Genomic DNA, 20081 nt, shown 5'->3' on the forward strand with positions numbered 1-20081 from the left:
GGTGGGCAAGTTAGAATATTAGGTAGATGGGTCGCCGGGAGGGGCGGTAGGCTAGAGAACGGCCAGAATGTCTTTCTCCTGCATGATGAGGTAGTCCTCGCCGTCCAGGGTGATTTCGGTACCGGTCCACTTGCCGTACAACACTTGGTCGCCGGTCTTCACCTGGGGCTTGATGAGGCTGCCGCTGTCAGCGGTGCGGCCTTCGCCGACGGCTACTACTTCGCCACGCTGGGGCTTCTCCTTGGCAGTATCGGGGATGATGATGCCAGACTTGGTGGTGGCTTCGGCGGCGGCGGCTTTGATGACCACGCGGTCGGCCAGCGGTTTAATGCTCAGTGCCATTGGTTGAAATGGGAAAATGGATGTGTTGGGTAATACGAAGTAGGGAACTCCTGCGGCGGCGATGGACACGAAATGTGCCAACCGCCTAAACCTGACAGAATGCGCGCCCCAACTAGCCGGATTGGCAGATGAGGTTACTCTCGGCGCTTAAACCAAGGCTGCAATCGGCCAACAAAAAAGCCAGTGGCCCGCTCGAAGCGGAAGCCACTGGCTTCAGAAAGCTAATCTGGATGGACGCTAAACTACGGGGCTGGCTGAGGAGCCGGCGCTGGCAAGGTAGACGGCTGCGGGGCGGGCGCGGTAGCCGGTGCGGCCGGTGCTATGGGCACTACAGCTTTCTGGGCCGCTTGCTGGTTAATGCTGCGCACGGGGCCATTGCTGCCGCCGCCAATCATGTGCGTAGCCAGGGTCAGCACAATCACACCCACGGCAAAGCCCCAGGTGAGTTTTTCGAGCAGGTCGCCGGTGCGCTTCACGCCCATGAGGTTAGCCGCGCCCCCCGCGCCAAACTGGCTGCTGAGGCCACCCCCTTTGGGGTTTTGGGCGAGCACAACGATGGCCAGGAAGAAACAAACAACCAGGATGATAGCAACTAAGGCGAGGTACATGGAATAAAGTAAAAGCTACGCCGACGGGCGCAAAGATTCAATTTGGGCTGCAAAGTACGCCATTTTTTCTGGGTGTTTCACCATAAGACGCTCATAAACTGCAATGGCGCGGTCAGTTTTCCCCTGCCGAACCAATATTTTGGCCAGGCTTTCGGAGGCTAAATCGGGCTCGGCGCGTGTGCTGCGCACCGAAAGGTCGGCCTGGGCCGCGGGCTCGGGGGCGGTAAGCGAGGGAAGCTGACGGCGGCGGGTAGTAGCCGGTGCGCGCTGCAAAAAGCTGTCAATCAGGCTAATAGTGCTGGGTCTGGGCTCGCTGGGTAGCTGGTGCGCGGCCAGGTGGGCCAGCAGTAGCGCATCGGGCGCAAAGAACTCACCGGCCGGTGGCAGGCTGGTGCCGGGCAGCAGCTCGGCCGTGGCGGCCGCTACCAGGCAAAAACCCAAGCGGCTACCTTCTTCGGGAACATAGCTCACCTCTTTCAGCCCTCGAAAAACGGGTAGCCGGGGGGTAATGGACGCAGCTACCTTGCCGACGGGGGCGATAATCTCCGCTAGTTCAGGCAGGCGGTAGGCGGTGATTTCGGCGGGCTCCTGCTCGGCCAAGCCAAACTCGAAGCGGGCGGCGGCAGCCCCGGCCGGCGGCCGGATGGGTGGGGCCTGCATGGGCAGCTCTTCTTCCGTCGCTACCGTTGCTTCGGCTACTTCCTCAGCGGGCGACTCAGCCTCGGGCAATGGGGGTAGCTCAGCCGCTTCGGTTGTGGCCGGCAACTCGGGCTCACTGGGCGAAGTAAGCTCGGGCAATTCGGTTGCGGCCGGTAGTTCGGGCTCAATAAGCGGAACTGGCTCGGGTACTTCGGTTGCGGTAGGCAACTCGACTTCAAATAGGGAAGGTGACTCAGCGAATGCGATTGCTTCTTCTGGTTCTGCCTCAGCCTCGGGGAGCACATCGGTAGAATCTGCTTGGCCAATTACTTGGTCGGGCTTATCTTCGAGGGGTTCTACTGCTTGCTGCTCAGCTCTTTGTGCGCTAGTCGGCGAAGTGGTAAGTACTTCATCGGCTGCGAAAGTGGGTGTAGGTAGGGGAGCCGGGGCTACCATATTAGCTTCGGCGGCTACCAGTATGGTGGGCACGGCAGCCGGCACGGGCAACTCGATGAGCTGGCGCAGCTGGGTGCGGTCGGCGGCGTAGGTGGCGGCGCGGCGCAGGCGCTGGCCAGCCAGCATGGAGCCTTGGTCGTGCGCGGCTTTGGCTAGCAGCAGGTGGGCCGTTTGGCAATAGGGAAAGGCGTCAGCCAGCTGCTCCAGCGCGCGCACATCGGCCCCGTTGAGGGCCGCGGGGTGGGCTAAGAGTTGGAGAAGGGTGGCACGCGTCACGGCGGGGTAGGAGGTAGGCGGGAAGAAGTAGGAGCCGAGCAAGTTACACAGGATAGGAGGAGCGCTTAAAAGCGAACTCACCAGTGAAAAGCTAACGCGCGCTGAGTAAGGTGTAAATCAGGCGTTTCCCATTCTTTACAATTTATTAGGCAACCGGCCAACTCGCTGCGTTACCAGTTGGCAACGGATTTGTTGAACATATCGCTGATAATGTTGCGCGTGATTTCGCGCACCGAAGCGAGGTCGTTGTTCACGGCCGCAATGTCCTGGGTGGAGGCAAAATCCTTCTGGCTCTGGAAGGTTTGCTCAAAATCCTGCTTATTATCCTTGGTGTTGGTGAAGCGCAGCTGCACCTGAACGGTGAGGCGGTTGGCCCCGGCCGATGGCACGCCCCCGGCCTGCTGAATGGCGGCCGGCGCAAAATCATAGGCCACAATGGTACCGTCAAATTGCAGGTCGCCATCGCGCGGCACCAGCTTGAGGGTGGTATTGCGCTGGAAATAGTCCTTAATATCCTCCGTAAAGCGTTGGGCCAGGTACGCAGGCGCGTTGGGCGCAGTGTTCTGGAAGGTTTGGATGGAAATCGTCTTGACCGTGGGGTCGATGTTGGTGCCGTTGAACGAGTAGATGCCGCAGCCGCCGCACAGCAGCAGCACGGGCAGCGCCAGCAGGGCCAGCGCCCGGCGGCGCGTTGCCTTAGGCTGATTCGAGGTCATATTGCTTGAGCTTGCGGTAGAGAGTGCGCTCCGAAATGCCGAGGTCCTGGGCGGCGTACTTGCGCTTGTTGTGGTGTTTCTTCAACGCCTTGAGAATCATCTCTTTCTCCACAGCATCGAGCGAGAGTGTTTCTTCCTCCGTTTCGTGCGAGATGTCCTCGGTCTGGTCGATGTCCTCTTCGTCGGCGTAGTTGGCCGAACTCACATCCACGCGTAGCGGCGCGGCGGGGCTGGCGGGCAGGTAGTAGCCGTTGGGGGCTTCGGGCGCGCCTTCGGGGTTTGGGTAGGGTGAGGAGTCGTTTAAATTGTTGAACAAGTGGCTGTTCTGGCGCAGCAGCTCCTGGGTGTCGGCGGCCGCGGCGGGGCGGTTGCCGGTGGCCAACTCTAATACCACTTTTTTGAGGTCGGTCATGTCGCGGCGCATGTCGAACAGCAGCCGGTACAGGATATCGCGTTCTGAGTACGAGCCGAAATCGCCGCCCGCGCCGTGGCCGGGCACCAGCGCCGGCAGCAGCGAGGTCTGGGCGGCGGGCAGGTAGGTAGTGAGGCGCGTGGCATCGACCTCGCGCTCCATCTCCAATACTGAAATCTGCTCAGCTAAGTTCTTGAGCTGCCGAATGTTACCTGGAAAGCGAAACCGCGTGAGCAACCGCACCGCATCGGGCGTGAGGCTGATGGGCTTGACACGGTGCTTCTCCGAAAAGTCGGCCGTAAACTTCCTGAACAGCAGGTAGATATCATCGCCCCGGTCGCGCAGCGGCGGCACCGTGATGGGCACCGTGTTGAGGCGGTAGTACAAGTCCTCGCGAAACTTGCCGGCCTGCACCCGGTCGAGCAGGTTCACGTTGGTTGCGGCTACCACGCGCACGTCTGTTTTCTGCACCTTGCTGCTACCCACGCGAATAAACTCGCCGTTTTCGAGCACGCGCAGCAGGCGGGCCTGGGTGCCGAGCGGCATCTCGGCAATCTCATCCAGGAAAATGGTGCCGCCGTCGGTGACCTCAAAGTAGCCCTTGCGCGCCTCATTGGCGCCCGTAAAGGCGCCTTTTTCGTGCCCGAAAAGCTCCGAGTCGATGGTGCCCTCCGGAATGGCACCGCAGTTGATGGCGATGAACTGCCCGTGCTTGCGCGGCGAAAGCGCGTGGATAATCTTGGAAAATGACTCCTTGCCCGACCCGCTTTCGCCGGTGATGAGCACGGTCATGTCCGTGGGCGCGACCTGCGTGGCCACCTGAATGGCGTAGTTCAGCGCCGGCGCGTTGCCGATAATGCCGAAGCGCTGCTTAATAGATTGAATTTCCTGGTTTGTCAAGTTCGTAGTCAGTAGTTAAGCGGCTATGTTCAGCCGCTCGCTAGGAGCTGGAATGGGGTTACCTAGTTCTTTAGAAAAGTCGAGCCACTCCTGAATAATAATGCGAGAGTTAGCGATAGCTTCGGCCTGGGTAGGACCATCGGCCATGCAACCGGGTAAGTCGGGCACTTCCACTAAATAAGCCTGGTCCTCTTCGCTCCAATACACTATGACCGGGTAACGAGCTGGATTATACATGGTTAGTGGTTTATTAATTGATTGACAGGTTCAGCTCGCTTTGGTATTTGAGTAGAAATGCGCGGACTTGTTTGACTTGGTAAGGCTTAGCGTCGCTACCTGAGCCGGGCTGTAAATTAAGGACTTCAGGAATACCAGTAAGACCAAAAATATGGTGGCTGCCCCGAATACGCTGCTGAAGCCCCAATGATAATAGAAACCTGCATAATGCCTGAAATTCCACACTTTGCGCATTAGAAGTACTCAGCAGCAGCTGTAAAAACTTCTGCCGCTGACTCATACTGCTTCGCCAATGAGCGAACCGCCTGTGTTAGTATGCACTAACACGTTAACGTAGTCGCCTTTCTTGTAATCACCCTTCGGGAAAATAACCACCTGGCTCTGGCTGTTGCGGCCGCTGAGGTCGTCTTTGGAGCGCTTCGAAAAATTCTCGACCAGCACCTGGTGCACGCGGCCCACGCCGCGCTCGTAGCGGGCGCGGCTGTGTGCCTGCTGGCGGTCGATGATTTCCTGGAGGCGGCGCTTCTTGACTTCCAGCGGAATATCGTCGGCGAGCTTGCGGGCGGCCAGGGTGCCGGGGCGCTCCGAGTAGAAGAACATGTAGGCCATGTCGTACTGCACGTGGTCGAGCAGGCTGAGCGTATCCTGGTGCTCCTCCTCGGTTTCAGAGCAGAAGCCGGCAATCATGTCGGTCGAGATGGCGCAATCGTCGCCAAGGATGCGGCGCACGGCGGCCACGCGGTCCTCGTACCAGGCGCGGTCGTAGGTGCGGTTCATGAGTTCCAGCACGCGCGAGTTGCCGCTTTGGGCGGGCAGGTGCAAGTACTTGCAAATGTTGTCGTAGCGCGCCATGGTGTGCAGCACTTCGTCGGTAATATCCTTGGGGTGCGAGGTGGAAAAGCGCACGCGCAGCTCGGGGCTCACCAGCGCCACGCGCTCTAATAGCTGCGCAAAATTAACGCGCTCAATACCGTCTTCGCTGGCCCATTTGTAGGAGTCTACGTTTTGGCCCAGTAGGGTAACTTCTTTGTAGCCAGCGGCTACCAGGTCGCGGGCTTCCTGCACAATGCTCACGGCATCGCGGCTGCGCTCGCGGCCGCGGGTGAAGGGCACCACGCAAAATGAGCACATGTTGTCGCAGCCCCGCATGATGCTAATGAAGGCCGACACGCCGTTGGAGTTCAGGCGCACGGGCGTGATGTCGGCGTAGGTTTCCTCGCGGCTCAGCAACACGTTCACCGCCTTTTGACCGCCATCGACCTGGGCAATGAGCTGCGGCAAGTCGCGGTAGGCATCGGGACCGACTACGAGGTCCACGATTTTTTCTTCCTCCAGAAACTTACTTTTCAGACGCTCGGCCATGCAGCCGAGTACGCCTACCAGCATGCCGGGACGGCGCTTCTTGTGCGAGTTGATTTGCCGCAGGCGCATGCGCACGGTCTGCTCAGCCTTCTCGCGGATGGAGCAGGTGTTGAGTAGCACCAAGTCGGCGGTGGCCAGGTCCTCGGTGGTGTCGAAGCCCTCGGCGGCCAGAATGCTGGACACGATTTCGGAGTCCGAAAAATTCATCTGGCAGCCGTAGCTCTCGATGTAGAGCTTGCGTGCGCCGCCCGTGCCGGTGGCGGCACTTACGTGCACATCGGCGGGCAGGGCAGCCGCTTCGGTGACTGGTGCTTTATCGAGAAAATCTAACGTAATGAGCGGTTGAGACATAGCAGGCGAGGAGCCGCGGCTTATCGCCGGGCAGGTAACAAAGATACATATTACCGCTGGGAAATGACAGAATGGCAGGGTAGAGCAGTTATCAGTGAGCAGTTATCAGTCCATTTAACGGCCAGACGAGCTGATAACTGATGACTGCTCACTGATAACTGTAGAAAGCGCCTCCAGCATGCCCTGGGCTTTGAGCAGGCACTCGGCGTACTCCTGCTCGGGCACCGAGTCGTAGGTGATGGCCGAGCCGACTTGCAGGCTGAGGTAGCCGGTATCGGCGCGGTATTGTAGGCTGCGAATCACCACGTTAAATTCAAATTCGCCGCCCGGCCCGGGCCACGCGAAGCCGAAGCTGCCGCTATAAAGGCCGCGCCGGCTAACCTCGTACTGTTCGATAAGCTCCATCGCCCGGATTTTGGGCGCGCCCGTCATGGAGCCCATCGGGAAGGTAGCGCGCAGAATATCGGCCAGGTCTAGGTCGGGCCGCAACTCGGCTTGTACGGTGGAAATGAGCTGCCATACGTGCTTGAAGCCGTAGGTGCCAAATAGTTCGGGTACTGCTACCGTGCCGGGCAACGCAATGCGGGCCAGGTCGTTGCGCACGAGGTCCACTATCATCAGATTTTCGGCGCGCTCCTTTTCATCGTGCAGTAAGGCCAGGCGCTGGGCTTCATCTTGGGTAGGCGTGGCCCCGCGCCGCCGGGTACCTTTGATGGGCTGCGACGTGATAACTGACTCTTTTCTAGTAAGAAAGCATTCGGGTGAGGCGCATAGTAAATAGTGGTCATGGTAGCGCAGGAAGCCCGCGTAGGGCGCGGGCGAAGCTTCGTTGAGCCGCCAAAACGTGGCTACGGGGTCTAGGCTCACGCCTTCGGCGTAGAATTCCTGGCAGAGGTTCAACTCGTACACTTCGCCGTTGAGAATGTCCTCGCGCACGTTGGCCACGGCTTGCAGGTAATCGGCGCGGGGCATGCGGGAACGCAGCGGTGGCACGGCGGGTGGCGGCGATACGGGCACTTCCGTCGCCAGGATGGCGGCCAGCACATCAGTTACAGCTCCCTGAATCACTACCGCGCCATTTTGCCAATACAGGCACGTTTCGGGTAGAAAGAAATGTAGCGCGGGCCAGGCAAGCCCCAAGAAGTTCGCACTGCTCAGTGCTTCTATCTCATTCTTAACATCATACGTGATAAAGCCACACCGCGGGGGTTGGTAGGGTGGGCCGCTCAGGTAGGCCGGCAGCGCGGCCAGCGTGGCGGGGGCGCCTGGCGCGGCCGAGGCCACGGCCAGCAGCCGCGAAAAGGTGCCGGCGGCCGACTGCTGCAAGTCATTCGGCTCAAAATAAGCGCAGTGTACAAAGCCAGCGGCCCACTGCAAGGCGCGGGCGCGGAAGTCGGCGGGAAGGTCGGTGAGCGGGATGGTCAGCATAAAACTCGCTTATAACCCGCGCAGGGCCAGCTTGGCTTTTTGGTCGGTGCTGTTTTTGTATTCGTGCTCCGGAAAGGCCATGGCTTGCTCGAAATAAGCCTTGGCCGCCGTGCGCTGGCCGGCGGCCACCGCGAGGTAGCCCAGCTGCAAAGCCGCTTGCGGGGCAAAGTAGTAGGCCGGGCCGCCGAGCGCCGCCGAGCGCCGTAAGGTGCGCAGGTAGTCGGCGCGGGCCGAGTCGGGGCGGGTGAGGCCCTGCCACACGCGGGCGCGGCGGTAAGGCGCTTCGAGCTGGTCGCGTACGGGTGTGGTAGGCGTGAGCCGAAACTGCTGTAATGTGCTCAGCGCCTGCGCATAATAGCCACCATCGGTGAGCAGGCGGGCGCGGGTGAGGGTCGTATTAAGCGGCTGCGCATCGTGGTAAAAGCGCTGGGCGTACTTATCCTCCTCAATGGTGAGCGGGCCGGCCAGGTTGATTTGCTGGCGGTAGGTCTCGGTGGTGGCGGCCGGCGCGCCGCCCAGCCAGGCCGCCAGGTAGAGCTTGAAGGCGGCATCCTTGCGGTAGTACTCGCCCCGAAAATCGCGCAGAAACTGCTGGTTTTCGGCGGTGGAGGCGGCGTAGTCGCCACGGTAGAGCAGCAGGTCGGCCACCAGGTGGTGCAGGTAGGCCAGGGGCAGGTAGGCGGGGCCGGTGGGCCGGGCGCGATAGGCGGCCAGCGCCTCCTCGCCGTGGTGCTGCCGCTTGTGGAGGCTGACGACCAGGTAGCTAAAAAGTAGATTGTCAGGTTGCTCACGGGCCAGCTGGCTGGCTACGGCCAGGCTTTCATCGCCCTTCTTGTAATACGCTTCGCGGATGAGTGCCAGCAGAATCCGGCTTTCGGGCTGAAAGTCGTGGGGCTGGGCGGCGGCCAGCCCCAGGTTGCGCAGGCCTTCCTCCACGCTACCGCGCAAACCTAGCAGCCGCAAAAACCAGTGGTAGCCTTCGGGTAGCGAGCCGATGCCGAACTGGCACAGCCCCAGCGTTTTACGAATGGGCAAATACGCTGGATAGCGCTGGGCGGCGGCCTGCGCCAGCAGGGCGGTTTGGCGGAGGTTCCAAGCCCCGCGCACCTCGTGGTGAAACACGATTTGCGTGAGCGCCTGATGCAGGCGAATTTCCACCAAGGCGTAGTCGCGCAGCGCGCCGGGCGGGGCGGCATCCAGGGTGGTTAGCCGCGAAGCCTGGGCGGTGGCGGTGGCCTCGTAGCGGCGGGCATCCTGGCCGATGAGCAACTCTACAAAGTCGGCGCAATCGGCCACCAGTAAGGTGCTAACGGCGCGGGGCGGCTCGGCGGCCAACAGCTGGCGGCAGGTGCCCACTTTGAGCTTGAGCAGCTCAGCGTAGGCGCGGCCGGCGGTGGGGGAGAGGGTAGGCGTGGCGTCGGGAAGTTCTGGCATAGGTGCGCGCAGGGAAGTGCCGAGGGCCGCCGCGGTGGCCAGCAGTCCCACTACCGCACTCAGCGTACCTCGGCGAATTCCTCTGCGCATCTCTGCGGTAACTTCCAGCACGAAATCAAAAGCTATAAAAAAAGGAACGACCGAGGCCGTTCCTTTTCCTAAATTCAAAAACCAAACGGAATTAAGCGTTCACCGCCGCACGGCCTTCCACGTCGGCCAAAATACGGCCGCAGTGCTCGCACACGATGATTTTCTTGTGCGAAATAATGTCGGCCTGGCGCTGGGGGGGCACCGTGTTGAAGCAGCCACCGCAGGCGTCGCGGCGCACCAGCACCACCGCCAGGCGGTTGCGCATGTTGCCCCGGATGCGGTCGTAGGCCGTCAGCAGGCGGGCTTCCACCGGCACAATGGCGCTTTCGCGCTCCTTTACTAACTCTTTCTCTTCGGCTTCGTTCTCGGCCACGATGGTGTCGAGCTCGCTCTTCTTGGTGTCCAGGTCCTTGCGGCGCTCGTCGAGGCGCAGGCGCGTCACGTTAGCTTCGATGTTGCGCTGGTCGATGAGGTATTGAGCCTCCTTGATTTTCTTGTCCGAAATCTGAATTTCGAGGCGCTGCAGCTCCACTTCCTTGGCAATTGCCTCGTACTCGCGGTTGTTGCGCACGTTGGTTTGCTGCTCTTCGTAGCGCTTGATGAGGCCTTCGGCCTCTTTGGTAGCGGCTTTGCGCTGCTTGATTTGGTCTTGCAGGCCGCCGATTTCTTCGTCAAAACGCTTCACGCGGGCTTCGTAGCCGGCGATTTCGTCTTCGAGGTCGCGCACTTCCTCGGGCAGGTCGCCGCGCACGCGACGAATTTCATCTAGTTGTGAATCAATGCGTTGCAGGTTGAGCAAAGCCTCAAGCTTGGCGGAAATGGGCGCGTCGGCCGGATTTGCCACGGCGGCAGAATTAGCAGTCATACTGAACGGGATTCGTGGGGGTTTCAGCGAATAAGACCGCAAAAGTACGACCGAACGCCGCCAGCAGCAAATCTCGGAAAATCTCACCCGTAAATTGCTCGCTCTCAAAGTGGCCCACGTCGCAGAGCAACAGCCGGCCCTCGGGCGCAAAAAACTCGTGGTATTTCACGTCGCCCGTCACGTAGGCATCGGCGCCGGCGGCCACGGCCGCGCCGGTGAGAAAGCTGCCCGCGCCACCGCACATCGCCACTTTCTTAATGTCCTGCTCAAAAGCCGTGTGGCGCACCACGGGCACGCCCAGCGTCGTTTTGAGCAGCTGGCGGAAGGCGGCCGGGCTGAGGGCTTCGGGCAGCTCGCCCACCATGCCCGCGCCCACATCCTGGTGCTGGTTTTCGAGGATAACCAGCTCATAGGCAACTTCTTCGTAGGGGTGCGCCTGGCGCAGCGCGGCCAGCACGGCTGCCTGCCGGTGCAGCGGCAGCAACACATCGAGGCGGGTTTCGGCCACGGTTTCGGGCTGGTGAGCGGCGCCGATGGCGGGCCGGGTGCCCGCGCCCGGCGTAAATGTGCCCAGGCCGGTTGCTCGGAAGCTGCATTCGGTATAGTCGCCCACCTGGCCCGCGCCGGCGGCATACAGGGCTTGTAATACCTTGGTGGCAAGCTGATTATCCTGGTCCTCGGGCCGGTTGGGCACGTAGGTAGTGAGGCGGGCCAGGGTGCCGGTTTTGGGTGCTAGAATGCGAGTATTCACGAGGCCCAGCTTCTCGGCCAGTTTGGCATTCACACCTTGGCGCACGTTGTCGAGGTTGGTGTGGGCGGCGTAGATGGCCACATCGGCTTTGAGGGCGGCCATAATCGTTTGCTCTACCAATCCCTTGCCTGTGAGACGCTTGAGGGGTTTGAAAATGACCGGGTGGTGGCATAGCACCACGTTGCAGCCGCGCCGGGCGGCTTCGGCTACCACGGCGGGCGTGCAGTCGAGGGCGATGAGCACGCCGGTTATTTCGGCTTCGGGCAGGCCGCATTGCAGGCCGGCATTGTCATAGCTTTCCTGGTAGGCGAGGGGCGCGGCGGCTTCGATGAGCCGGGCGAGGTCTTTTACAGTTATCATTTAGTAATCAGGGGTAGGAAAGTCAATATAGAACGTCATGCTGAACGCAGTGAAGCATCTCCATCACTTCACCCGAGCTACTCAACGAAGCGGTAGAGATGCTTCACTGCGTTCAGCATGACGTTCTTTTTCTCTTAAATGGCGTCAATTACTAACTGATAAGCCCGCCCAGCACCTCCACGTACTTGGCCACATTTTCGGCCAACGCCTTGCGGCGGTATTGCATGAGGTAGCGCGGGTGGTCCAATATTTCGAGGCGGTCGAAGAGGCCCAGCTCGTCGTTGAGCTTGCGCAGGAACTCGCCGTTGCGGCGGCCCAGGCTCACGGCCACGTCGCGGCGCAGGTCGAGTTGCTCGACTTGCTCGGTTAGGGAGAGGCGCATGTCGGCCCACAGGGCTTTGGTGAGGGCTGGCGCGTCGTAGTAGTTGTAGTTTTTGCCGGCGTGCGTGAGCTCCAGCGGGTACACCGAGCTGAGGAAGAAATGCTGGTAGAACTCGGCAGGGCCGCCCAGCGCCGCAATAAATTCATACACGAACTCGCTCGACAACTCGCGGCGCTGCTTGGGTAGGCTGTGGGCAATGCCGCAGATGCTGGTGAGCGCCACCGGGTCGGTGAAGGCCACGCCGGTGCGGCCCCCGCCGAAGCGGCCGGGGTTGATGCCGAAGACGCCCACCCGTTGATTACTGCCTGAGTAATAGCGGTTAGCGAATTCGTTGAGGATGGTGCGCACGGCCGGGTCGTGAAAGGCGTTGCGCACTTCGACCGCGCCCGGCAGTGGCGCGTTGGGCAGCGGAAACGTGGAAAGCACCTGAAGGAGGCGGGCAGGAAAGTGGGGCATGGCGCAAAGGTGGGGGCCGCGGCCGACCTTTGCCGGATGCTTCCTCCCTGGCCGGCCTGGCTGCTGCTCCCGTTTTCGTGGCTCTACGCCGCTGTGCTGGCGGTGCGCAACTGGCTTTATGACCGCGGCTGGAAAAAATCGGCCGCCGGCTGGGTGCCGCTGCTGGGCGTGGGCAACCTGCGGGTGGGCGGCACCGGCAAAACGCCCCACGTAGCCTGGCTCATTGAGGAGCTGCTGCGCCAAGGCCAGCGCCCGGCCATCCTGAGCCGGGGCTACGGCCGCCAAACCACCGGCCCGCGCCTGGCCACGTCCGCCGATTCGGCGGCCACCGTGGGCGACGAGCCGTGGCAGTATTTCGAGCAGTTTAACCCGCTGGGCGTGCCAGTGGCCGTAGCTGAAAACCGCCAGCTGGGCCTCGATTTACTGCGCCAGCAGCACCCCGCCCTCACGTGCGTGGTGCTGGACGATGCCTACCAGCACCGACGCGTGCGCCCCGCCCTCAACATCCTGCTCACTGAGCTGGCCCGGCCTTTCTACCACGATTTTGTGTTGCCCGCCGGCCGTCTGCGCGAAGCCCGCGCCGGGGCCGCCCGCGCCGACGTGGTTATCGTCACCAAATGCCCGCCCGACTTGTCGGCCGAAGCCCAGGCCGCCGCCGAGGTGCAGGTGCGGCGCTATGCTCAGGCCGAGGTGCCTGTGCTGTTCTCGGCTTATGCGTATGGGGAGGCGGAAATTTTAAAGGTGGATAATTTGTTGGATGATAATACTTTAGCAAATACCCCAATAGTATTGCCCGCGCCAAGCCCGGCGCTGCTGCTGACAGGAATTGCCCAGCCCAGCCCGCTGCGCGAATACCTGGAGGGCCAGGGCTACACCATAAAGTACCATGCGCAGTGGCCCGACCACCACGCCTTCCGGCCCGGCGACCTGGCGGCACTGGCGGCACACTGGCAGCCGGGCTGGCCTATTTTTACCACCGAAAAGGACGCTACCCGCCTGGCCGACCCGGCGCTGTGGGCCGGGCAGCCGGCCCTGGCCCGCCACACCTATACCATTCCGGTGCGCGTGGCGTTGCTGGGAAGCGGGGCAGCGCAGCTGGCTGCGGCGGTGGCGGCGGCTACCGGGCCGGCCGGGCGCTAGTACCTTTAAGAGATGAAAAGGGTCCGCCCTTTTCAAAATGAGTGTTTTTATCCTGCATGGTTTCTTCTACACACGCGGCGGCCCGCCGGCTTTTTTTCCTGCTGACGCTGCTGCTGGGCGGCACTCTGGCCGGCCACGCGCAGATTGTCGATGACTCGACTAAGGTGCTCTACGGCCCCAAAACCACCCGCGTCATCTACGAGGCCGAGATACTGCGCGACTCGGTGAGCGGCACGCCCATCGATACGGCGCTCACGCACTGGCCGCAGGCGCGGTTCTGGGCCCACGATACCACGTTTCAGCAAGACCTGGGTATCATGGCGTCGGCGTCGCGGCCGCTGCTCTATCAGCCTAACTACCAGTTGGGTACGCGCTTCGGGCGCAACGCGTTCGACCGCAATACCCGCGAGGGCAGCGAGGTGCCATACTACGACAGCCGCTCGCCCTACTCGTTTTTTCGCTACGTGCAGGGCTCGTCGGGCGAGCAGGTATTTGAAATCAACTACTCGCGCTCGCTGAAGAAGAATTTCAGCATTGGCATTGATTATGAGCGCATTGCTGGCAACCAGGTGTTGGCCGTGAACACCACCCAGTGGCAGACCGAGCACAACAACTTCACGGTGTACGGCCGCTACCAGAATGACGATGGCCGCTACCACATTTTGGCCAACTACACGGCCAGCCGGCAGCGCACCCGCGAGCTAGGCGGCATCTGGCCCACCGCTACCGAAAGCCTAACCGAACTGAAGGGGGATAACAGCTTCTTCAAATACGACCGCGAGCGGGTGTACCTCTCGCCGGGCGTCAACATCGACGACCGCGACCAGTTTCACCTGTTGCAAACCTACCGGCTGCTGCAAAAGGGCTTCACGGCCTACCACGTATTCGACGCCCGGCGGCAGTACAACGGCTACACCGACAACGCGTTACCTCGCGAGCAAAACACGGGCTTGCTGCTGTTTTATCCGCGCGCCAGCTCTTTTCCCAATACGGGTACGCTGCGCAATACCGTGGCCACCGACGACCGTGCGCTGTACCGCCAAATTGAGAATACGTTTGGCTTGCTGGGGCGCACTGCCCGCATTGAGTATAATATATATGGGCGCTACCGCAACGCCTGGTTTTCGCAGCTCACCACGCCGCTCGGGCGCTCGGGCGCGGGACTGCGGCTGGTGTCGGTGGGCAGTGCCCCGGCCGATACGGCGGTGGCGGCGCATTACTTCGGGCAGCTGTTTGTGGGCGGCACGGCCTCGTTCAACTACCGCAGCATCTACGCCGTGGAGGTGGCCGGCGAGTACTTGCCCTACGATAATGGCACGGTGAAAGTGCTAGGCGTGAGCGCCGAATACTGGCTGCGCGGCCGCATTCGCACCGGCCCGCTTTCGGCCGAGCTGCTGCTGAACTCGTATTCGCCCACGCTCACGCAGCGGGTGTTCAACGGCAACAACTACGCCTGGAGCAACCTCGCCGACAGCAACGGGCAGGAGTGGAAAAGCAGTTTCAGCAACACTACCACCCAGCAGCTTACGGTGCGCCTCAAGCAGCGCCTGCCGCTGCTCGCCGACCACTCCATTGAGCTGAGCGGGGCGGGCGCGCGCATTGCGGGGCTCGTGTTCTACAACCAGCAGGGCGTGCCGGAGCAGCTTTCCAGCACTACAAATAAGCTGCTGCTCATTGGTTTTGCGCGCCATCGCTTCCGGGTCGGCAGCGTGTATTTCGACAACCAGGGCACCTACACGCAGGGCGGCGACGGTGCGGGTTTGCGCATTCCGTCGCTCGTGACCGAGTCGCGGGTGTATTACCAGCGGCGGGTGTTTGGCCGGGCGCTGTTTGCGCAGGTGGGGGCCGAACTCTACTACCAGTCGAAGTTTCGGGCCTACGATTACGCCCCCAGCACCCAGCAGTTTTACGTGCAGGATGGCTTCACGATTGGCAACTACGCGGTGGCCAATGCCTTCGTGGCCGCCGATATCAGCTCAGCCTCCATCTTCCTGAAAGTGGCGTACCTCAACCAGGGCCTGGGCCGCGACGGCTACTTCACTACGCCCTACTACACGGGCTACGGCCGCCGCTTCCAGTTTGGCGTGCGGTGGCGCTTCTTCAGCTAATCGCAGATTTAGACAGATTGCGCGGATTCCGCTGATTCGAACGGCGCTTTACTGCGCAGCTGGGTTAGGTCTGTAAAATTCTAGTTAATAGCATGTTATCTTCTTTCCTGTGTAATCCGCTCGTTACGTACCTAATTAATTGTCTGATGACATCCGAATCAGCGCAAGCTGCGCAATCTGTTTAAATCTGCGATTTATGAAAGAGAAAACCATCCTTAAGCTTAAGCTCAACTCCGACCCGCGCTGGGCGGACCTGGCTAGCAAGAACCTCGAAGAAATTTTGGTGGACCACGCCTATTGTGAGCAAAAAGCCGCCAGTACCGGCATCTCGCTCATCGTGCATTACCCCGAAAAAGAGCGCTTAGTAGATGAGTTAACGGCCCTGGTAGCCGAGGAGTGGGAGCACTTCGACCGGGTGGTAAAAGAGCTGCGCAAGCGTGGGTTGGCCCTGGGCCGCCCCCGGCGCGACGAGTACGTGGTGCAGCTCATGGCCCACGTGCGCAAGGGCGGCCCCCGCGAGCGACAGCTCATGGACCAGCTGCTGGTGTCGTCGCTGATAGAGGCACGCTCCTGCGAGCGCTTCAAGCTGCTGTGGCTGCACCTGCAAGACCGCGACCCCGAGCTCAGCCAGTTTTACTACGAGCTGATGGCCAGCGAGGCCGGCCACTTCGTGAGCTACGTGGACCTGGCCAAGGAGTACTGTGACCACGCCACCGTAGACGCCCGCCTGCAAGAACTACTGCTCTTGGAAGGCGAAATCGTGGTGAACCTGCCCGTGCGCAACGACCGGATGCACTAACTGTCTAATTCGCTGTTATTTATGTTAGAGCTCGAAATTCCTGGTCTGGCGGCCCTGCCCACCGTGGCGCAACAGCTGGCTACCGCCATTACCGAATCGGGCCAGACGCTGGTGGCTTTTGAGGGCGAGATGGGGGCAGGCAAAACCACGCTTATCCGGGCGCTGTGCGCCGCGCTGGGGGTGGAGGACGACGTGAGCAGCCCCACCTTCGCCTTGGTCAACGAGTACCGCGATGGCCGGGGCCAGCCCATTTACCACTTCGATTTTTACCGCATCGATTCGGAAGACGAAGCCACCCGAATGGGAGTAGCTGAGTACTTCGATTCGGGGTATCTTTGCTTAGTCGAGTGGCCCGCCCGCGTGGCCGGCCTGCTGCCCCCGCAGCGACTGCTGGTGGAGCTGACCGTAACTGGCTCAGAATCAAGAGGAATTCAATTAACAACTATCAATTAATACGTATCAATTGGTTGGTGAGCGAGTAGGCAGCAGCTGGGCATGGGCATTAAGCCGCTCCCTACTGCTAACTGTTCATTGATAACTGATAACTGACAAAGTTTATGGCCGAACAGCTACCCCCCGGCTTTGGCGCGCTGGCTACGAGCCGCGCCTACTTCACCCAGGAGTCGATGCTGGCCGTGGAAACGCGCAAGCGCAAGCTTTTCATCGGCCTGCCCAAGGAAACGTCGCTTCAGGAAAACCGGCTGGGCCTCACGCCCGAAGCCGTGCTACACCTCGTAACCGAGGGCCACGAAGTGATGCTGGAAAGCGGGGCCGGCGAGCCCAGCAAGTACTCCGACCACGACTACTCGGAGGCCGGCGCCACCATCGCCTACTCCACCGAGGAGGTGTACAAGGCCGACATCATCCTGAAAGTGGCCCCGCCCACGATGGACGAAATCGAGCTGATGCGCCCCGGCCAAACGCTCATCTCGGCCCTGCAAATGGGTACTATGACGCCTGAGTTCATCAATGCTCTAGCCCGTAAAAAGGTGAATGCCATCGGCTTCGAGCTGATAAAGGACCCCAGCGGCGCCCGCCCAGTGGTGCGCGCCATGAGCGAAATCGCGGGCTCCACCGTGATGCTGGTAGCGGCCGAGTACCTGGCCCGCTCCAACGAGGGCAAGGGTATTATTCTGGGTGGCATCACGGGCGTGCCGCCGTCGCAGGTCGTCATTCTGGGGGCGGGCACGGTGGCCGAGTACGCCGCCCGCGCTGCGCTGGGCCTGGGGGCCGAAGTGAAAGTATTTGATAATCACCTTTATAAACTGCGCCGCCTCAAGCACAACCTGGGCGCGCAGCTCTACACCAGCACCCTCGACACGTTTGCCCTGAGCCAGCAGATTCGGCGGGCCGACGTGGTAATCGGCGCGCTGGCCGTGGAGGAAGGGCGCATCCCGTTCATGGTGCCCGAGCAGATGGTGGCCAGCATGGCGGCCGGCTCCATCATCATCGATATCAGCATCGACCAGGGCGGCTGCTTCGAAACCAGTGAGCTGACTACGCACAGCAAGCCCGTGTTTCGCAAGTACGACGTGGTGCACTACTGCGTGCCCAACATCGCTTCGCGCGTGCCCCGCACCGCTACCAACGCGCTCAGCAACATCTTCACGCCCATCTTGCAAGACATTAGCCAGCAGGGCGGTATCAACGAAGCGCTGTTCACGAATGAGCACTTCCGCAGCGGCGTGTATATCTATAAAGGCTCGCTCACGAATGCGGCCATTGCCAAGAAATTCAACATGCGCTACAAGGAGCTGGGGCTGCTGATTGCGGTGCGGAATTAGATTTTTCGCACCGAGTTAACGGAGGAAAAGGGAGTTTCACAGAGGTATTTTCTCTGTGAAACTCCCTTTTCCTCCGTTAACTCGGTGCGAAAGTTAACTAACCAGCAGCACGCGCCAGGCCTCGGCCACACGGCCTTCTTCCAGCCACTGGCGGGCCAGCAGCGTAAGTTGCTGTTGCTGCTCGGCGGCATCATCGCGGTGCTTGTTGAGCAGGTAAGCCACCATCGGCTCGGTTTTGATTTCCTCGACTTGGGCGGGGGTGGGCAGGGCGGCGCGCTCCACATTGGCGAGCTTGGCCAGGTCGTTGCCGGTCAAGACGTTGCTTTCGCGGATGTGGGCGGGCAGTTCGTCGAACCCGATGCCCAGGTGGCGGTTGGGGCGGCCCACGGTGAAGAGGTTCTCGGGGCGCAGGCGGCTGTACCAGTCGCCGCCCAGGCGCGACACGGCCTCGAACTTGAGCGGGTCGATGCCGGGCTTGCCTTCGAGCAGAATATCCTCCCGGAAATGGGCCTGCACCACGCGGCACAGCACCAGGTTGCCGTGGCCGGGCCCATCGCCGAGCGCGATAATCTGTTCCACTACGCACTCGAAGGCGGCCGGGCACTCGGCCACGCGCGGCGGCCGCACCTGGTTGGACTTAGCCTCGGTGAGGCCGGCCTTGGCAAACTCGTTGACGCCGGCTGGGTACTCGGCGCTGGCCAGCGAAAGCTGCTCCACTAGCGCGTAATCACAGATGTTGATGACGACCTCGGGCACCTCGCGCACGTTGCGCAGGGTGTCTTTTTCGGAGTTGTCGCGGCCCCGGCTGGTGGGCGAAAACGCCAGCATGGGTGGGTTTTGGCTCACGATGGTGAAGAAGCTGTACGGGCTCAGGTTCACTTTGCCCTCGGCCGAAATAGTGCTGGCAAACGCGATGGGCCGCGGGGCCACTGCGCCAATGAGGTACTGGTAAAAATCGGCGGGCGAAAGGTCGGTAGGGGAGACGGCGCGGGAAGTGGGGGCAGGCATAGAGTCGAGTTTGGGTGGGTCAAAGCTACGGCCGGCGCCTAGGTGGTGGGCACCCGGCCGACCCACACCCAGCCCGCTTGCACCACCATGCAGTCGTCACCATCGGTAGTTTTGGCTAGCCAGTGGTTCCGGCGCGAGCCCCAGTTACCCAACTCGGCAAACTCATCCGGCATGAATACGTCCACTTCCGCGTGGGCGGTCCAGGTTAGGTCAGCTACGCCGGGTAAGCTCTGGTATTCAAGGGGTAAGGGAACGGGTTGGGCTTCGGGGAGACGATTCTCATAAACTGCTTTCATCCGCTCAATCGCCGTCACCACCTGCGACAACCCGAAACGGATATCATACAACCAAATAGCGAGGTACAGGTCTGGATAGAGTGGCACAAGCTGCTCCCGCCACTGCTGCAAATCGGTGAGCAGCCGGGTGGCCCACAGGCGTCGGAACGCTACTGGCGGCCGGCCATATACCGTCCAGGGAGCCAGGCCAAGCTGGTCGTAGTCATACTTATAGGTTGCCAGGTGGACTAAATTGGGGGGCGTTGGTACCGTAGCCCGTTGCTGATGCCGCCGCCAGTGGCGGCGCAGGCCGCGCACGCGTTTCTTGCTCATGGTCAAAAGTAGGTAATTGCCTGGGCCCAAGCTGGCAAGGCAACTGTTTCTTGCTAAACTTCTATACATTTGCCACCAGCCCGCCACCTCCTCCCACCCGCTTTGCTTTCGCCCTGCCATGTCTGCGCCCGCCTGCCCCAAATGCGACTCCAAGGAAGCCACCAAGAGCGGCGTAATCAATGAGCGTCAGCGCTTTCGCTGCAAGGCGTGCGGCTACCACTACACCGTGGCCAAGGTGGGCCGCGAGGTAAACCCGTACTACGTGGTGAAGGCCTTGCAGCTCTACATCGAGGGCGTGAGCTACCGCGAAATCGAGCGCCTGCTCGGCGTGAGTCACGTATCGGTAATGAACTGGGTGAAGAAATACGGCGTGAAAGCCCCGCGCCAGACCGATTACCACCCCACGTATAAGATACTGACTCAAAAAGAGTTAGCTGATTTTTTTCAGAAGCCCGAGAACCTGAAAAGCGCCGGTCTGGTGGTAACAGAGCTCGGCGACAAGTACATGATGATACGCTGGGAGCGCTTTCGGGCCGGGTAGCCTGGGCGTGCCAGGGGCGGCTATAGCC

At 61.1% G+C, this 20081-nt stretch carries 20 protein-coding genes; 6 read left to right on the forward strand and 14 right to left on the reverse strand.

All coding sequences use genetic code 11. From position 1 onward, the window contains the following. Window positions 1-51: 51 nt before the first annotated feature. The 12 genes from groES to ACYVGC_RS07275 all read right to left on the reverse strand — a co-directional run bounded on the left by groES (window position 52) and on the right by ACYVGC_RS07275 (window position 12065). Window positions 52-342, reverse strand: coding sequence for a co-chaperone GroES (gene groES / locus ACYVGC_RS07220; protein ID WP_197487401.1), 291 nt, complete (start codon window positions 340-342; stop codon window positions 52-54). Between the two features lie 242 nt (window positions 343-584). Continuing rightward, window positions 585-950, reverse strand: coding sequence for a preprotein translocase subunit SecG (gene secG / locus ACYVGC_RS07225; RefSeq protein WP_460583140.1), 366 nt, complete (start codon window positions 948-950; stop codon window positions 585-587). Window positions 951-965: 15 nt separating this feature from the next. Next, entirely contained in the window at window positions 966-2402 is a 1437-nt protein-coding gene (locus ACYVGC_RS07230; RefSeq protein ID WP_460583141.1) for a hypothetical protein, read from the reverse strand. Between the two features lie 89 nt (window positions 2403-2491). Continuing rightward, the gene (locus ACYVGC_RS07235) at window positions 2492-3037 is read right to left on the reverse strand and encodes an LptE family protein (protein ID WP_460583142.1); all 546 of its coding nucleotides are present in this window, start codon (window positions 3035-3037) and stop codon (window positions 2492-2494) included. Further along, window positions 3018-4349, reverse strand: a complete 1332-nt coding sequence (locus ACYVGC_RS07240) for a sigma-54 interaction domain-containing protein (protein ID WP_460583143.1) — start codon at window positions 4347-4349, stop codon at window positions 3018-3020. Before ACYVGC_RS07240 ends, ACYVGC_RS07235 begins: the two co-directional genes overlap by 20 nt. Window positions 4350-4364: 15 nt before the next feature. Continuing rightward, window positions 4365-4586, reverse strand: coding sequence for a type II toxin-antitoxin system HicB family antitoxin (locus tag ACYVGC_RS07245; RefSeq protein ID WP_460583144.1), 222 nt, complete (start codon window positions 4584-4586; stop codon window positions 4365-4367). A 276-nt stretch (window positions 4587-4862) separates the two neighbouring features. Further along, on the reverse strand, window positions 4863-6299 hold the full coding sequence (miaB, locus tag ACYVGC_RS07250; RefSeq protein ID WP_460583145.1) for a MiaB/RimO family radical SAM methylthiotransferase: 1437 nt from the start codon (window positions 6297-6299) through the stop codon (window positions 4863-4865). A 114-nt stretch (window positions 6300-6413) separates the two neighbouring features. Continuing rightward, window positions 6414-7727, reverse strand: a complete 1314-nt coding sequence (locus ACYVGC_RS07255) for an anthranilate synthase component I family protein (protein WP_460583146.1) — start codon at window positions 7725-7727, stop codon at window positions 6414-6416. A gap of 9 nt (window positions 7728-7736) precedes the next feature. Next, window positions 7737-9161: a tetratricopeptide repeat protein gene (locus tag ACYVGC_RS07260; protein ID WP_460583147.1), complete on the reverse strand. Its 1425-nt coding sequence runs from the start codon at window positions 9159-9161 to the stop codon at window positions 7737-7739. Window positions 9162-9342: 181 nt separating this feature from the next. After that, window positions 9343-10116, reverse strand: a complete 774-nt coding sequence (locus ACYVGC_RS07265) for a zinc ribbon domain-containing protein (RefSeq protein ID WP_460583148.1) — start codon at window positions 10114-10116, stop codon at window positions 9343-9345. Next, window positions 10106-11227 (reverse strand): Nif3-like dinuclear metal center hexameric protein, encoded by a 1122-nt coding sequence (locus tag ACYVGC_RS07270; protein WP_460583149.1) that lies wholly within the window; start codon window positions 11225-11227, stop codon window positions 10106-10108. The genes ACYVGC_RS07265 and ACYVGC_RS07270 overlap by 11 nt, the downstream gene beginning before the upstream one ends. A gap of 151 nt (window positions 11228-11378) precedes the next feature. Next, the gene (locus ACYVGC_RS07275) at window positions 11379-12065 is read right to left on the reverse strand and encodes a uracil-DNA glycosylase family protein (RefSeq protein WP_460583150.1); all 687 of its coding nucleotides are present in this window, start codon (window positions 12063-12065) and stop codon (window positions 11379-11381) included. A 36-nt stretch (window positions 12066-12101) separates the two neighbouring features. On the opposite strand from ACYVGC_RS07275, the gene lpxK reads away from it, so the two are divergent. The 5 genes from lpxK to ACYVGC_RS07300 all read left to right on the forward strand — a co-directional run bounded on the left by lpxK (window position 12102) and on the right by ACYVGC_RS07300 (window position 17896). Then, on the forward strand, window positions 12102-13205 hold the full coding sequence (lpxK, locus tag ACYVGC_RS07280) for a tetraacyldisaccharide 4'-kinase (RefSeq protein WP_460583151.1): 1104 nt from the start codon (window positions 12102-12104) through the stop codon (window positions 13203-13205). A 56-nt stretch (window positions 13206-13261) separates the two neighbouring features. After that, window positions 13262-15313, forward strand: a complete 2052-nt coding sequence (locus ACYVGC_RS07285) for a putative porin (RefSeq protein WP_460583152.1) — start codon at window positions 13262-13264, stop codon at window positions 15311-15313. Window positions 15314-15509: 196 nt separating this feature from the next. Then, on the forward strand, window positions 15510-16112 hold the full coding sequence (locus ACYVGC_RS07290) for a MiaE family protein (RefSeq protein WP_460583153.1): 603 nt from the start codon (window positions 15510-15512) through the stop codon (window positions 16110-16112). A 21-nt stretch (window positions 16113-16133) separates the two neighbouring features. Then, window positions 16134-16565 carry a tRNA (adenosine(37)-N6)-threonylcarbamoyltransferase complex ATPase subunit type 1 TsaE gene (gene tsaE, locus ACYVGC_RS07295; RefSeq protein WP_460583154.1) on the forward strand — a complete coding sequence of 144 codons (432 nt, stop codon included), beginning with the start codon at window positions 16134-16136 and terminating at the stop codon, window positions 16563-16565. 104 nt (window positions 16566-16669) lie between these two features. Continuing rightward, complete coding sequence (locus ACYVGC_RS07300) at window positions 16670-17896, forward strand: alanine dehydrogenase (protein ID WP_460583155.1); 1227 nt, start codon at window positions 16670-16672, stop codon at window positions 17894-17896. A 93-nt stretch (window positions 17897-17989) separates the two neighbouring features. On the opposite strand, the gene ACYVGC_RS07305 is transcribed toward ACYVGC_RS07300, so the two are convergent. Together ACYVGC_RS07305 and ACYVGC_RS07310 are read right to left on the reverse strand one after the other, a co-directional pair. Then, window positions 17990-18904, reverse strand: coding sequence for a flavin reductase family protein (locus ACYVGC_RS07305; RefSeq protein ID WP_460583156.1), 915 nt, complete (start codon window positions 18902-18904; stop codon window positions 17990-17992). A 38-nt stretch (window positions 18905-18942) separates the two neighbouring features. Further along, complete coding sequence (locus tag ACYVGC_RS07310; RefSeq protein ID WP_460583157.1) at window positions 18943-19512, reverse strand: hypothetical protein; 570 nt, start codon at window positions 19510-19512, stop codon at window positions 18943-18945. A 118-nt stretch (window positions 19513-19630) separates the two neighbouring features. Between ACYVGC_RS07310 and ACYVGC_RS07315 the strand changes: the two genes are divergently transcribed. After that, window positions 19631-20053, forward strand: coding sequence for a transposase (locus ACYVGC_RS07315; RefSeq protein ID WP_460583158.1), 423 nt, complete (start codon window positions 19631-19633; stop codon window positions 20051-20053). Window positions 20054-20081: the final 28 nt, after the last annotated feature.

It is taken from the genome of Hymenobacter arcticus, from assembly GCF_054779975.1.